The sequence below is a fragment of the Halodurantibacterium daqingense genome, from assembly GCF_042666235.1.
Classification (GTDB): Bacteria; Pseudomonadota; Alphaproteobacteria; order Rhodobacterales; family Rhodobacteraceae; genus Halodurantibacterium; species Halodurantibacterium daqingensis.
Genome location: NZ_JBHTFQ010000002.1, coordinates 87,680 through 101,760 on the forward strand (window position 1 = coordinate 87,680; position 14,081 = coordinate 101,760).

At 67.8% G+C, this 14,081-nt stretch carries 13 protein-coding genes; 6 read left to right on the top strand and 7 right to left on the bottom strand.

Annotation, left to right across the window (positions count from 1 at the left end; genetic code table 11):
- Positions 1–9: 9 nt before the first annotated feature.
- The 4 genes from ACFQXB_RS03810 to ACFQXB_RS03825 all read right to left on the bottom strand — a co-directional run bounded on the left by ACFQXB_RS03810 (position 10) and on the right by ACFQXB_RS03825 (position 3,946).
- A complete protein-coding gene (locus ACFQXB_RS03810; protein ID WP_377399393.1) occupies positions 10–1,602 on the bottom strand; it encodes an ATP-dependent DNA ligase in 1,593 nt (530 codons plus the stop codon).
- Positions 1,599–2,621 (bottom strand): ligase-associated DNA damage response exonuclease, encoded by a 1,023-nt coding sequence (locus ACFQXB_RS03815; RefSeq protein WP_377399396.1) that lies wholly within the window; start codon positions 2,619–2,621, stop codon positions 1,599–1,601. Before ACFQXB_RS03815 ends, ACFQXB_RS03810 begins: the two co-directional genes overlap by 4 nt.
- A 78-nt stretch (positions 2,622–2,699) precedes the next feature.
- Positions 2,700–3,653: an alpha/beta fold hydrolase gene (locus ACFQXB_RS03820; RefSeq protein ID WP_377399399.1), complete on the bottom strand. Its 954-nt coding sequence runs from the start codon at positions 3,651–3,653 to the stop codon at positions 2,700–2,702.
- 2 nt (positions 3,654–3,655) lie between these two features.
- Positions 3,656–3,946, bottom strand: coding sequence for an SCP2 sterol-binding domain-containing protein (locus ACFQXB_RS03825; RefSeq protein ID WP_377399403.1), 291 nt, complete (start codon positions 3,944–3,946; stop codon positions 3,656–3,658).
- 71 nt (positions 3,947–4,017) lie between these two features.
- Between ACFQXB_RS03825 and ACFQXB_RS03830 the strand changes: the two genes are divergently transcribed.
- From ACFQXB_RS03830 to ACFQXB_RS03850, 5 genes are all read left to right on the top strand, one after another.
- Positions 4,018–4,581 carry a tetratricopeptide repeat protein gene (locus ACFQXB_RS03830; protein ID WP_377399406.1) on the top strand — a complete coding sequence of 188 codons (564 nt, stop codon included), beginning with the start codon at positions 4,018–4,020 and terminating at the stop codon, positions 4,579–4,581.
- Positions 4,582–4,591: 10 nt separating this feature from the next.
- Positions 4,592–7,597, top strand: a complete 3,006-nt coding sequence (locus ACFQXB_RS03835; RefSeq protein ID WP_377399409.1) for a helicase-related protein — start codon at positions 4,592–4,594, stop codon at positions 7,595–7,597.
- Positions 7,598–7,930, top strand: coding sequence for an RNA-binding S4 domain-containing protein (locus ACFQXB_RS03840; protein ID WP_377399412.1), 333 nt, complete (start codon positions 7,598–7,600; stop codon positions 7,928–7,930).
- A 114-nt stretch (positions 7,931–8,044) separates the two neighbouring features.
- Entirely contained in the window at positions 8,045–8,383 is a 339-nt protein-coding gene (gene fdxA, locus ACFQXB_RS03845; RefSeq protein ID WP_377399416.1) for a ferredoxin FdxA, read from the top strand.
- 278 nt (positions 8,384–8,661) lie between these two features.
- Entirely contained in the window at positions 8,662–9,171 is a 510-nt protein-coding gene (locus ACFQXB_RS03850) for a CarD family transcriptional regulator (RefSeq protein ID WP_377399419.1), read from the top strand.
- Between the two features lie 57 nt (positions 9,172–9,228).
- Here ACFQXB_RS03850 and ACFQXB_RS03855 read toward each other — a convergent pair whose 3' ends face one another.
- Complete coding sequence (locus ACFQXB_RS03855) at positions 9,229–9,354, bottom strand: adenosylcobinamide-GDP ribazoletransferase (protein WP_377399422.1); 126 nt, start codon at positions 9,352–9,354, stop codon at positions 9,229–9,231.
- A gap of 183 nt (positions 9,355–9,537) precedes the next feature.
- Positions 9,538–9,831: an adenosylcobinamide-GDP ribazoletransferase gene (locus ACFQXB_RS03860; protein WP_377399425.1), complete on the bottom strand. Its 294-nt coding sequence runs from the start codon at positions 9,829–9,831 to the stop codon at positions 9,538–9,540.
- A 201-nt stretch (positions 9,832–10,032) separates the two neighbouring features.
- Between ACFQXB_RS03860 and cobT the strand changes: the two genes are divergently transcribed.
- Positions 10,033–11,052 (top strand): nicotinate-nucleotide--dimethylbenzimidazole phosphoribosyltransferase, encoded by a 1,020-nt coding sequence (gene cobT, locus ACFQXB_RS03865; RefSeq protein ID WP_377399428.1) that lies wholly within the window; start codon positions 10,033–10,035, stop codon positions 11,050–11,052.
- 13 nt (positions 11,053–11,065) lie between these two features.
- Here cobT and ACFQXB_RS03870 read toward each other — a convergent pair whose 3' ends face one another.
- Positions 11,066–14,071 carry a hypothetical protein gene (locus ACFQXB_RS03870; RefSeq protein WP_377399431.1) on the bottom strand — a complete coding sequence of 1,002 codons (3,006 nt, stop codon included), beginning with the start codon at positions 14,069–14,071 and terminating at the stop codon, positions 11,066–11,068.
- Positions 14,072–14,081: the final 10 nt, after the last annotated feature.

Genomic DNA, 14,081 nt, shown 5'->3' on the forward strand with positions numbered 1-14,081 from the left:
GCAAGGCACCTAGCCGTAAGTCGCCAGCATCTCGCGCAGATCGGCAAGGGTGTTGGCCTCGGACGCGGGCTTGTCGAGCCGCCAGCGCGCCATGCGCGGGAACCGCAGCGCCACCCCCGATTTATGGCGCGTGCTTTCCTGAATGCCCTCGAAGGCGATCTCGAACACCAGTTCGGGGTTCACCCGGCGGACGGGGCCGAACCGTTCCAGCGTGTTGCGACGGACCCAATTCGTGATCTGGTTGAACTCGGCATCGGTGAGCCCCGAATAGGCCTTGGTAAAAGGCACGAGGTCGGGGCCGTCCCACACGGCAAAGGTGAAGTCGGTGTAAAGGGTCGCGCGTCGCCCATGGCCCGCCTGCGCATAGATCATCACCGCGTCGATGGTCAGCGGGTCGAGCTTCCATTTCCACCAGTCGCCGCGCTTGCGCCCCGCATGATAGGGGGCGTTGCGGCGCTTGAGCATCAGCCCCTCGGCCAGCTCGGTACGCGCCGCGGCCCGCCGCTCGGCCAGTGCCTGCCAATCGGCGATCTCGACCAGCGGCGAGGGGCGAAGCGGCAGCGCGGGCGGCAGCGATGCCAGCGCCCCCTCCAGCAGCCGCCGGCGTTCACAGAAGGGCTGCATGCGGATGTCCCGTCCCTCCCATTCCAGCAGGTCGTAGGCGAGCATCATCGCCGGCGCCTCGGCCAGCAACTTTTTCGGCACGGTCTTGCGCCCGATCCGTTTCTGCAGGGCGGCAAAGGGCAGGGGGATGTCCTGTCCCCAGGCCAGAACCTCGCCGTCGATCACGGTGCCGTCGGGCAGGAAATCGCGCAGGGCCGCGAATTCCGGAAAGCGGTCGGTCATCAGTTCCTCACCCCGCGACCAGAGGTAATGTTCACCTCCGCGCCGGATCAGCTGCGCCCGGATGCCGTCCCATTTCCATTCCGCGAGCCAGTCAGCCTCCGGCCCCAGCGCCGCCGGATCGCCCTCGACCGCATGGGCAAGGCAGAAGGGATAAGGGCGGGACAGGTCGGCCGCCGGATCATTGCTCAATACCAGCGCGGCGAAGCTTGTCGATTGCGGGGCCCAGTCGCCCATGAGCCGATGGGCGAGAACGGCCTCATCCTGGCCCGTCGCCTCGGCCAGCGCCCGGGTCATCAGCTTCTGGCTGACGCCGATGCGAAACCCGCCGGTGACCAGCTTGTTGAACAGAAACCGTTCGGTCTCGTCCAGCTGGTCCCAGGCGTCCAGAATCGCTGTCTTCTTCTCGGCCTCGCGCGCCGGGCCAAGATCCAGCAGAAGCCGCGTCCAGTGCGACAGGGGCAGGTCACTTTCGCGGGCAGGGGGCGGCAGGACAAGGGCGATCGTCTCGGCCAGATCGCCGACGACGGGATAGGCTTCCTCGAACAGCCAGAGCGGGATGCCCGCCCGATCCGCCGCCCAAAGCCGAAGCTGTGTGGCATTCACCGCGCGCCGCGGGCGCCGCCCCGAAAGAAGCGCGATGGTCCAGAGCCGGTCATCCTCGGGCGCTTCGCGGAAGTAGGCAGCAAGGGCCGCGACCTTGGCGTTCGTGCGCGTGGTGCGGTCGAGCGCGTTGAACAGCCGGGCAAAGCGCTTCATTCCTCGACCTCGGGTGTTGCGGGTGCGCTGGAGGTCTCAAGCATCTCGCCTTCATATTCCGTGGCGACAACCTCCGCGTCAAAGCCCTGATCCACCAGCCAGCGGCGGAACTGCGCCGTATAGCCATGGGTGACAAAGATCCGTTCGGCCCCCGTGGCGCGGATCGCGGCGTTCAGCCCAGGCCAGTCGGCGTGGTCCGAGATCACGAATCCCCGGTCGGCCGCCCGCCTGCGCCGCACACCGCGCAGGGCCATCCAGCCGCTGGCAAAGGCGGTCGACGCCGGGCCGAAACGCCGCATCCACGGTCCGCCAAGCGCCGAGGGCGGCGCAATGACCAACGCGCCCGGGAAGGCCTTGATGTCGAGATCCGGGGTCACCTGCACCGTCTCGGGCAAGGCAATGCCCTGATCGCGCAGCACTTGGTTCGTGGCCTCGACCGCGCCATGTGTCAGAATCGGCCCCGCCGGCGCCACCCCGGCCAGCAGCCGCTGTGCCTTGCCGAAGGCATAGGCGCCGATGACGGAAAACCGCCCCTCGGCCCGGTTCGAAGCCCACCAGGCGCCGATCGCTTCCGTGACGATGGCCGGATCCTGCCAGCGAAAGACCGGCAGGCCGAAGGTGCATTCGCTGATGAAGGCGTGGCAGGGCACCGGCTCGAACGGTTCCGACAGCGCATCGCGCTGCAGCTTGTAGTCACCCGACACGACCCAGACTTCGCCCGCGACCTCGACCCGGATCTGCGCCGAGCCCGGAACATGGCCTGCGGGATGGAACGATACCGTCGCATCTCCGATCCGCCGTGCCTCGCCATAGCGGATGGTCTCGATCCGGATCGCGCCCAGCCGGTGCCGGATGACCGGCGCTGCGGCTTCGGTCGCGAGATAGCGCTGATGCCCGGGACGGGCGTGATCCGAATGGCCATGGGTAATCAGCGCCCGGTCCACGGGGCGCCAGGGGTCGATGTGGAAATCGCCTGCAGGGCAGTAGATGCCCCTGTCGGTGAAGGTCAGAACCGCCATGATCTGCACTATAGCGCGCAGCCAGGCTGCGGCCAGCGGGATGCGGCGCGGCCCTCCGGGCTGCCCGCCGTGCTGGTGTCAGCCGCTGGGTGCGGCCCCGGGACGTCCTGCATCAAAAAGAGTGGTGGCCGCGTCGTAGAATGCCTGTCGCACCATCGGGCGCTCCATCAGGATCTCGTGGCGCGCCCCGGGAAGCTCCTCGAGCCTGCCGCCGGGCCACTGCGTCATGCGTCTGTGGATGGCCGCGACGGAAACGATCGTCTCTTGCGTGCCGACCGCCGTGAAGGCGGGGATGGGGGGCGAGGGTCGCAGCGAAAGCAGTGCGGTTTCCCGCAGCGCCGCATTCAGCCACCCAAGCGTCGGGCCGCCTATGCCCAGCTCGGGCCGCGCCACCAGTTGCGCCACCATCCATCTGTAGGCTTCGGGGTCAGAGGTAAGGCTGTTGGTGTCGAAGGGCTGTGTCAGCACCCAGCTGCCCGGCCCCGATCCGGGAACATAGCTGTGGCTGAACCGGCCCAGCCAGGCGGCGGTGCACAGCCCCCAGGCGGCCGAACGGAGCCGGATCGACATGTCGATCCCCCACATCGGCGCGCTGAAGGCCACGGCCCTCATCTGCAGCCCGTTCATCAGCGCCCTCAGGGCGATGCAGCCGCCCATCGAATGGGCGATCATGAACATGGGTGCAGGCTCGCCCGCCGCCTCCAGCGCCGCAAGAACTGCGGCAAGATCCCGCTGATAGTCGTAAAAATCACCGACATGACCCGCCTGCACATCGGTCAGCAGCCGATCCGAAAGCCCTTGGCCACGCCAGTCAAGCGTGACGGTGCCATAGCCGCGGCGTGCAAGCTCGGAGGCGACAGGGCCGTATTTCTCGCCGTATTCCCCGCGCCCGGGCAGCACCAGAACCCGTCCCTTGGATTGGGCGGGCCACAGAAGCATCCGCAGCCGCAGGCCATCGTCGGCCTGCAGCCAAGTTGCCCGCCCCCCTTCAGGACCCTGCGCCAGATCGGCATGGAAAGGGGCAGGCGGCATCGTCAGCCGAGAACCGACCCCAGTTTCATCGCCAGCCCCATCGACCCATCGACCTTCAGCTTGCCCGTCATGAAGGCCGTCGTCGGGTTGATTTCGCCGTCAAGGATACCACGAAACGTTTCGGTACTGGCGGTCAGGGTGACGTCGGCCTCGTCATCGCCGGCGCGTGCACCGTCCTGATCGATCATGATCGCGCCTTCACCCTTGATGACGAATTTCGCAAGCCCGTCAAATCCGCGGCCGCCCATCTTGGCGTTCAGTGCCTCGACGGCTCCGTTGATTACATCGCTCATGTCTCTTCCCTTCGGTTCTGCGCGCGCGGGCTCTCGTATTTCCGCGCGGCTGCGCTACATTCCTTTCCGTTATGGGATGTCACGCACGCTTTCTCAATCGTACCGTTGCGGCACTCGTCGCGATCCTGCTGTGGACGGGCGGGCCGGCACCCGCGCAGGCCGATCGCGTCGAGGAGCTTTACGAACAGCTTCAGCGCGAGGATCAGCCCGGCTGGCAGCGGATCGAGCGCGCACTCATTGCCGAATGGTCGAAATCCGGTTCGGCCGCGGCCGATCTGTTGCTGCAGCGGGGACGTGCAGCGCTGTCGCGAAATGATCCGCTGGAGGCCATCGAACATCTGACCGCGCTGACCGATCATGCGCCCGATTTCGCGGAGGGCTGGAATGCGCGCGCCGAGGCGTTTTTCCGGCAGGGCCTTTACGGTGCGGCGCTGGCCGATATCGCCCGGGCGCTGGAACTTAACCCGCGCCACTTCATCGCGCTTTCGGGCCTTGGCACCATTCTCGAGGATCTGGGCCAGTACGAACCCGCGCTTGCCGCCTATCGTCAGGCCCGTGCTATACATCCCCACCAACCCGACGTAAAAGCGGCCATTGCCGACCTGGAACGACGGGTGGCCGGACAGAGAGTGTAAGAGAAACGTGATGCGCGCGCAGTCGAGGATCACCGCGGTCCTCGGGCCGACGAACACCGGCAAGACCCATTATGCCATCGAGCGGATGCTGGCGCACCGGACCGGCGTCATCGGCCTGCCGCTGCGGCTTCTGGCGCGCGAGGTCTATGACCGGATCGTGGAGAAACGCGGCCCCTCGGTTGTGGCGCTGGTCACGGGCGAGGAACGGATCGTGCCCGAGCGCACCCAATACTGGGTCTGCACCGTCGAGGCGATGCCATTGGAGATCGGCGCCGATTTCGTTGCCATCGACGAGATCCAGCTTTGTGCCGATCCCGAACGCGGCCATGTCTTTACCGACCGGCTTCTGAATGCGCGCGGCCTTCAGGAAACGCTGCTCCTTGGATCCGACACGATGCGCGGGGCCATCGCGGCGCTTGAGCCGCGCGCCCAGTTCATCAGCCGCCCGCGCCTGTCGCAACTGGCCTGGGCCGGATCGAAAAAGATCAGCCGGATGCCCCCCCGATCGGCCATCGTCGGGTTTTCGGTTGAAAGCGTCTATGCGATTGCGGAACTGATTCGCCGGCAGAAGGGAGGCTGCGCCGTGGTCATGGGCGCGCTTTCCCCCCGCACCCGGAATGCGCAGGTCGCGCTTTATCAGAATGGTGACGTGGATTATCTGGTTGCAACCGATGCCATCGGCATGGGGCTCAACCTCGATATCAACCATGTTGCGTTTTCCTCGACCGTCAAGTTCGACGGGCGGCGGATGCGGCCGCTGATCCCGAACGAGTTGGCCCAGATCGCGGGCCGCGCCGGGCGGCACATGAACAACGGGACCTTCGGCGTGACCGGCGAAGCGCGCCCCCTCCCGGAAGAAGTGATCGACGCGATCGAGAACCACCGGTTCGAGCCGGTGCGCAAGCTGCAGTGGCGCAATGCAAATCTCGCGTTCGGCTCGGTCGAACGGCTGATCGGCTCGCTTGAACAGCAGACCCAGCACGACTGGCTGACCCGCGTGCGCGATGCGGACGACCTTCTTGCGCTCAAGACCCTGGCGGAAATGCCGGGAATTCGCGGCACGGTCGCGGCAGGGCAGGAGGTGCGGCTTCTGTGGGATGTCTGCCGGATTCCGGATTTCCGCGGCATCTCCGGCAATGAACACGCGGGCCTTCTGGAGCGGATCTTCGGCTTTCTGCGTGCCGGTGCGCCCATCCCCGACGACTGGTTGGGCCGCAACATCGCACGGATCGATCGGACCGATGGCGATATCGACGCGCTGTCCAAACGATTGGCATATATCCGCACCTGGACCTATGTCGCGCAACGCCGGGGGTGGACGGGTGATGAAAGCCATTGGCGGAACGAGACTCGCGCTGTAGAAGACCGTTTGTCGGATGCGCTTCACGCCCGTCTGACGCAGCGGTTTGTTGACCGGCGGACAAGCGTTCTGTTGCGGCGGTTGAAGCAGAAGGAGACCCTCGTGGCCGAGGTGAACGACAAGGGCGAAGTGACGGTAGAGGGCGAGTTCATCGGCCGTCTTGAGGGGTTCCGCTTCCGACAGGATGCCAGCACGAGCCCCGACGAGGCACGAACCCTGCGGCAGGCAAGCCTTCAGGTTCTGCGGCCCGAATTCCATCTGCGTGCCGACCGCTTCTACAATGCGCCGGACACCGAGATCGACTATACCGAGCAGGGCGGTCTCATGTGGGGCACGCAGGCGGTGGGCAAGCTGGTTGCCGGCCCCGAGGCCATGCGCCCGCAGGTCGAGGCGTTCGTCGATGAGGAAGCCGGACCCGAGGTTGCCGAGAAGGTCCGCCGCAGGTTGCAGCATTTCATCGACCGCAAGGTGAACGCGCTGTTCGAGCCGCTGCTGAACCTGCAGCGCGACGAAACGATGACCGGCCTTGCGCGCGGCTTCGCCTTCCGCATGGTGGAATCTCTCGGCATCCTGCCGCGCGAACAGGTCGCGCAAGAGGTCAAGGATCTTGATCAGGAGGCGCGGAGCGTCCTGCGCAAGCACGGGCTGCGCTTTGGCCAGTTCACCATCTTCCTGCCGCTGCTGCTGAAGCCCGCGCCGACTCGGCTGCGGCTTGTGCTCTGGTCATTGGCGCAGGGGTTGCAGGAATTCCCCGAAAGCCCTCCGCCCGGCCTTGTGACGATCCCGAACCTGCGCGAGGTCCCGCGCGAACACTACCTGTTGGCGGGCTATCGCCCCGCCGGCGCGCGCGCGATCCGCATCGACATGCTGGAACGTCTGGCCGACCTGCTGCGTGCCAAGGACAGCCGCGCCGGATTCGAGGCGACGCCCGACATGCTCTCGATCACCGGGATGACGCTGGAGCAATTTGCCGACCTCATGCAGGGCCTGGGCTACAAGGCCGAGAAAGGCGAGCGGGCGAAACAGAAGCCGGCGGCCGCCGTGGCAGAGGTTGCGCCTGTCGTGGATGGACAACCTACCGAAACGGCGGTGTCCGCGCCGGCAGATCCTGCGGCAGATCCCGAAACGCCTTCCGAAGCTGGTTCTGAAGACGCCGCGCCCGCCGAAACTGCGTCTGCCGAGACGATCCCGCAACCCGCCGCTGCCGAAGAGGAAGCGGTTGCGTCCGTGCAAGCCGACGCCTCGTCGGATGATGCCGAGGGTGCCCCGGCCGAAGCTGCCGAGCTCGAGGTCTTCTACAGCTTCACCTGGGCGCCGCGTCCGCGCAATGCCGGGCAGCGCGGTGACCGCGGGGCAGGCCGCAGCGGGGGCGGGCGCCAGGCGCGCGCCGGAAGCGCACAACAGCCGGGCGGCGAACAGCCGGCTGCCGGTCCGGGCGGCGAGGGGCAGGCCCAACACGCCCGCCAGGGCGGCAAGCCGCGCCGGGATGGGGGCGGCAAGAACGATCGTTTCGGCGGCAAGCCGAAGGGCAAGGACGGCAAGCCGCGCGCACCGCAGAACGAGGCACGGACCTATTCCGCCAAGCCGCCGCGTCAGGACCGGATCGATCCGGACAATCCCTTCGCGGTGCTTGCAGCCCTGAAGGATCGGAAATAGGTGGCCGGACCCGGAGGCCCGGCCGCTGCGCGTGCCAGCATCCGGTTGGACAAATGGCTCTGGTTCGCGCGTTTCTTCAAGACGCGCGGCCTCGCCTGCCGCTTCATCGAGGCGGGAACCGTCCGCATCAACCGTATGCCGGTGGCCAAGACATCCGTCCGCGTGGCGGAAGGGGACGTTCTGACCTTTGCGCTCGGGCCACGTGTGCATGTGGTGCAGGTTGTCGCGCTGGGTACGCGCCGCGGCCCCGCGTCCGAGGCGCAGACGCTTTATCTTGATCTCACCGCCGTTCCGGCTGCGGATGTTCCGCCGCTTGCGGCGCGGGACGAATAGCGTTCCGTCTTGTGCCGCCTGTCCGGACGCGCTGACTTTCCGGTGCGTTGGCGCTTGAATGATCCCGGCGGCTGGTCTAGCTAACGCCCCGGGTTCCAGTCAGAGAGGCTCCGCATGACCTACGTCGTCACCGACAATTGCATCGCCTGCAAATACACCGATTGCGTCGAGGTCTGTCCCGTGGATTGCTTCTATGAAGGCGAGAACATGCTTGTCATCCACCCGGACGAGTGCATCGACTGCGGTGTCTGCGAGCCGGAATGCCCCGCCGATGCGATCCGCCCCGATACCGAACCCGACATGGAAAGCTGGGTCGAGTTCAACCGCAAGTATTCAGAGCTGTGGCCCGTGATCGTTACCCGCAAGGATCCGCTGCCCGAGGCCAAGGAGCGCGACGGGGAAACCGACAAGTTGAGCCGCTATTTCTCGGAAGCGGCCGGCGAAGGTGGCTGAGGCGGCCAGCAGACCTGATCTCGCTGCATGACCGTCATGCAGTGTCCAGAGGCCGGAAAGGCCGGTTAAAGCCGTCAGAGCCATTTCGCGGCGCTTTGATTCGGCCTTAATTTATGATATACACTTGTCACAAAGATAAATCGGAACCTGCTGCCGCGCCCCGCAGACGATGCCTGCGGGAATACTTCTGGTGCAAATAGAGCCGAGTTCGGGGAAAATCCGTTCCCCGCGCGGTTCTTTTTGTCGCGGTGGTTGGTGCCTTGTGAGGAAGCGACTGCATGACCAAGACGAAGAAAGCCGAGTTCCGTCCCAATGACTTCGTGGTCTACCCGGCGCATGGCGTGGGGAAGATCATGTCGATCGAAGAGCAGGAAATCGCCGGCCTCCACCTCGAGCTTTTCGTGATCTCGTTCGAGAAGGACAAGATGACCTTGCGCGTGCCCACGCACAAGGCGACCGAGATCGGCATGCGTTCGCTCTCGAGCCCGGATGTGGTGACCAAGGCCCTTGAGACGCTCAAGGGCAAGGCCCGGGTCAAGCGGGCGATGTGGTCGCGCCGCGCGCAGGAATATGAACAGAAGATCAACTCGGGCGATCTTCTGTCGATCGCCGAAGTGGTGCGCGACCTGCACCGCACGGACGATCAGCGCGAACAAAGCTATTCCGAACGCCAGCTTTACGAAGCCGCGCTGGAGCGTCTGACGCGCGAAGTTGCAGCCGTCAGCGGCACTGACGAGGCCGGAGCGCAGAAGGCGGTGGACGACGTGCTGCTGTCGCGCGCGGCCTGAACCGGCCGACTTCGTGCAGGAACATGAAGAGGACCGCAGCGCCGGCTGCGGTCCTCTTCATGTCAGGGCAGCGGCGAAGGCGGCAAGGGCGGCAACTTCCGTCAGTTGCCGGGAGGCGCCCAGCACATCTCCGGTCTGACCCCCGATTTTGATCCGGGCGAGCCAGGCAAGCGCGGAGGTCACGAGAACACTCGGGAAAACCGGCCCCCCCTGCAAGTTTCAGCGTGACCAGAGCCGTCAACGCCGCGACCCCGGCGGCAGCTGCATCCGCCCGGCCAAGGCCATGCGACAGGCCGCTTCCCCGGGCATTGTGCAACCAGGTCAACAGGGCCGCCATCGGCGCGCGCGACAGGACCGCCACCGCGATCACCGGCCCCAGACGGCGCCGCTTTCGAACAGAGGCGCCAGCGCCGACCAGCGCGCGAGCACGCAAAGCAGCAGGTCCGGCATTCCGTAGGTACCGATTGCACTGTCCTTCATGATCTGAAGCCGCCGCGTGCGCGTCCAGCCGCCCCAGAAGCCGTTGCAGCAGTCGGCCGGGCCGCTTCGTGCATGGCCGGTTTTCGCGGCCTGCACCGCAAGGGCCAGTGCCGCGGCGATCGAGGCGGGTGGGCCGAGGCTCAGCGTAACTGCGCCGGAAAGCGAAACCAGCGCCCCCACAACCGGCCCTGCCGGCGGAAAGGCCCGCGCACCGATCTGTCAAGGTTCCGGGGATCAGCAGCCGTGTCAGAAGCGCCAGCGCCACCAGCAGGTCCTGCGGCTGCATCCAGGAGTTTTTCTCGAACATAAGCGGCCTCGCAGCTGTTGGCTCCGGAATGCCACGGGTAACCAAGGTGACATGCAACAGCAACGAGGCCCCAAATGACTGATGCGCCCTTCGACAGCCTGACAGGGTTCCGCGCGGCACTTTCGCGGCTTCCGGCGCCGGATGCCGCGGCGTTCGACGCGGCGGCCGCCCGGAATGCGGCGCTGGCCAAGCCGCCTGGCGCGCTGGGTCGGCTGGAGGACATCGCGTTGTGGTATGCGGGCTGGGCAGGCAGCGCGCGCCCGCAGTTGCACCGGCCGCAGGTCATCGTTTTCGCCGGCAATCATGGCGTCACCGCGCGCGAGGTTTCGGCCTTTCCATCCGAGGTGACCGCACAGATGGTTGTGAATTTCGAGGCGGGCGGCGCTGCGATCAACCAGCTCGCCCGCACCTTCGGGGCGCGGATCGACGTGCATGCATTGGATCTCGCCCGACCGACTGCGGATTTCACGCAAGGGGCGGCGATGGAGGAAGATGACCTGCTCACTGCCCTGCGCGTGGGGTGGGAAGCTGTCGATCCGGGCGCCGGCCTGATCGTCGCCGGTGAAATGGGCATTGGCAACACGACGGCTGCGGCGGCGATGGCGGCGGCACTGTTCGGCGGCAATCCGCGTGATTGGGTCGGCCGCGGCACCGGTGTCGATGACGCCGGCCTTGGCCGCAAGGCAGCGGCGGTGGCCGCGGGCCTGGCCTGTCATCGCGGACATCTTCTTGACCCGATTGAAGTGCTGCGCCGCCTGGGCGGGCGCGAGATCGCGGCGATGGCGGGGGCGATTGCGGCGGCGCGTGTCGCCCGGATTCCGGTGCTGCTGGACGGATTCATCTGCACCGCAGCCGCCGCGGTGCTGGAGCGGTTGTCCCCGGGTGCGCTGGATCACGCGCTGGCCGGCCATTGCTCGGACGAACCGGGCCATGGGCGGCTTCTGGCGGCATTGGGCAAGGAGCCGCTTCTGCAGATGGGGCTGCGTCTGGGCGAAGGGACGGGCGCAGCCCTTGCAATCGGCCTGGTGCAGGGGGCGCTCGCCTGCCATTCCGGCATGGCAACGTTCGACGAAGCCCGCGTATCTACCGGCTAGCCCGGGGCGCGGGTCAGCCCTGCGGCATGGCCAGGGCGAAGGTGCGGCCGTTCTTGATGTAGTGGAGTTCCCGCTCCTGAATGGCAGCGACCTGCCCGCCGTCGTAGCGATCGCCGACCCGAAGCTGCAGCATCCGGCCATTCGAGGTTCGCACCAGCGCCCTCCGGTTTTGCGCCGATCCATAGATCCCGATCAGATTGTCCTGGCGCAGGTTGATGGCCCGGGTGACGGTCGCCTGCTGCGCGACCGAAGCCGAAGTGGGGATGTTGGGCACAGGGCCGGTGATTTCGGGCTCGTCATCCACCTCTGGAGGGACGGGGGCGGCCAGCGCGGCGGCCAGCGCGGCATCGACCGCTCGGGCATCGACCGGCGGGGCGGCGGGCGCAGAGACGGGCGGCGCCTGAACAGCGGCAACCGCCGGCGGGGCTGCGGCAACCGGCGCCGCGACGGGTTCAGGTGCGGCGGCAGCCTGCCTTGGCGCTGCGGCGGCGGCAATGGCGGCGGGGCGCACAAGTGGCTTGGGCGATGCGGCTACGGCAAGGGCGGTGGCTGCGGCATCCAGCTCGGGCTCCAGATCGGCCGCGAGGGCGGCGATGGCGGCTGGCCGCGCGCGGGGCAACAGGCTGAAGGCCTCGGCCACAACCGTTTCGGTGTCGGCGGCTTCCGGAAGGGCGCTGGGGGGCGCATCCTCGGTCATGCCCGCATCCCCTTCCCGGGGGCGGCTGCGGGGACGGAAGCCGGCAAGAACCTCGGCGGTGGGCGGTGGCGGCGTGGCCGATGTGGCGTCCTCGGCGTCTTGCGCGGCGGCGTCGGGGACGCTGTCGGCGACGGCATCGGCGACGGCAGTCTCCACCGCCATCTGAAGGGCTGACGGGGTCAGTTCGGAAGGCGCACCGGCTTCATCTGCGGCCGAAGGCAATTCCCGCGGGCGGGCCGGCGGAACCACCGGGGGGCGGCCCTGGGTCACGGTCACCTCCGGCTCGCCCTCGGCCGAAGGTTCATCCGCAGGAAGTGTGTCGTCCGGCGTGGTCGGGGCAAGATCATCCGTTGGCGCAGAGCTCGCCGCGGGGGCATCCGTCTCGCTTGCGGCGCTTTGTTGAGCCAGGGCCGCATCCTCGGCTTGGGGGCCACGCAGCCCCGAAGCCGCCAGAAGCGCGACGGAATGCTGCCTGACGGCCTGGCCCAGCGCGCCGGTCACGCGTGCGGGTTCGGGCAGCGCGTCGGGCGCGATCGGGGGCGCGTCCGTCACCAGCAGCGATTGATCCGGCAGCGGCATCGCAGTCGGCAAGGACAGCGTCGGCGGGCTGTTGCCGTTCGGGAGCGTTTCGGCTTCTGCGCCGGTCGTGTCACCGGTGGCGGCCAGTTCGGTCGGGCCATCTGCCGCACCGGGCTGAAAGCCGGGTTGGCCTGGACCCTCGATCGCGGCAGGGGCGGGCTGGAACTCGGCCACCTCGGCTGCCGGCACGCTCGCCGGCCGGGACTGCAGGAACCAGAGCCCGCCGGCCAATGCGATAACGGCGACAGCCGCCGCGCCAGCCAGCAGCAGGCGCCGAGACCGGTTTGAACCGGGGTCGCGCACCGCCATTCGCCCGAGTGCCGCAGACGGTGCGGCAAGCGAGGCGGCATCGCGGGCGGCCTGCTGTTCTGGTGTCTCGCTCACGGGCGCAGGCGATGCAGGCGCTCCAGCTGCCGCGAGGGTCGGTGCAGCGGCCGGGCCGTCCGACGCGCGCTCGGGGCGCGTGACGGCCGCACGCGCCCGGGCGGAAACAGCGGCAAGGGTCGCCCGGGCGGCTCCGGCAGTAAGATGGCCGGCTGCGCGGAGCGGTGCGGCGGCGCCATCGGCAACCGCAGCATTGGCGGCCGGAACGTCGGGCGCATCGATGACCGGCGCGTTGACCCGATGGCCGGCCGGGCCGAGACGCGGCGGGACAGAAGCAGAATCTGCGCGACCGGTGCCGACAGCCGGGGGTCGCGCCGCTGGTTCCGCGGCGCTATCCGTTGCAGCGGCGTCAGGCGCAGGTGGCGCGACTGAGGGGTGTTTTGCCTTTTCGGGCGCAGGCTCGGCCGGGGGCAGACTGGGCGCATCCGTGGACGCGCCGTCCCCCGTCGGGGTATCCTCAGGCGGGGCGGCAACTGCTGGCTGGACAGGCGGCGCAGGATCGGGGGCCTGTGGGGCCAGCCCCGGCTGGGCCGTGTCAACCTCGGGCGCAACGACCGCGGACTTGTCCTGCGTGTCCGCGACGACGGTGGCTGCAGGCTCGGCCCGCGCGGCACGGACGGCGGCGGCGATGCGGCTTTTCTCGTCCGCAGACAGGCCCCCCCGAGCCGGGACTTCAGCGTGTTCCGCGGCGGGTTCAGGTTCCGCTTCGGGTTCTGCCGGATCGCCGGCAGCCGCGTCGACAGGCAGAACCTCGGCTGCGGGCGCCGGCCCCCGCGAGATCGTCCTGTCGGAAAACTCTTGGGATCCATCGGTGGGGATGACCGCGCGTCCCACCACAAAGGCGGCGTCGTCGTGGCGAAGCGTCTCGGGTGCGAGGCCCGCACTGCGCGCCCTTTCTGACAGGCCGAAGAACGGTTCTTCCTCGAAGGCGCCATCCTCTTCGGGCATGGCGACGAAAGACAGCGGTGCAAAGCCATGGTCTTCGGCGAAGGCTTCTGCCTCGGACAGGGTCTCGCGCGCGACGGCGGCAACGCGGCATCCGCGGCCTTCGGCCAGGCTGTCCCAGGCAAGCTGGTCTGCCGCGTAGGGGGTCACCCCCTCCAGCGCCGCGGCAATTCCGACCGTATCATCCGCTGCCACCCCAAGCGAGACGAAACGGATCAGCTCTTGCGGCAGGACGATCTTGCAGGAAAGCGCGTCGGGCGCGATCCGCAGCGCCATGTCGCGCAGGTCCTTCAGGCGGCGGGCGAGGCGCGGGTCGTCCAGCGCGGCCTCGCCCACCAGAAGCCAGCCCCGGGGGCTTCGGTGCAGAAGGCTCAGGCCGTCGGGGGAAAGGGTCAGCGCGAAAGTCGGTTTCATGGGCAGGCTC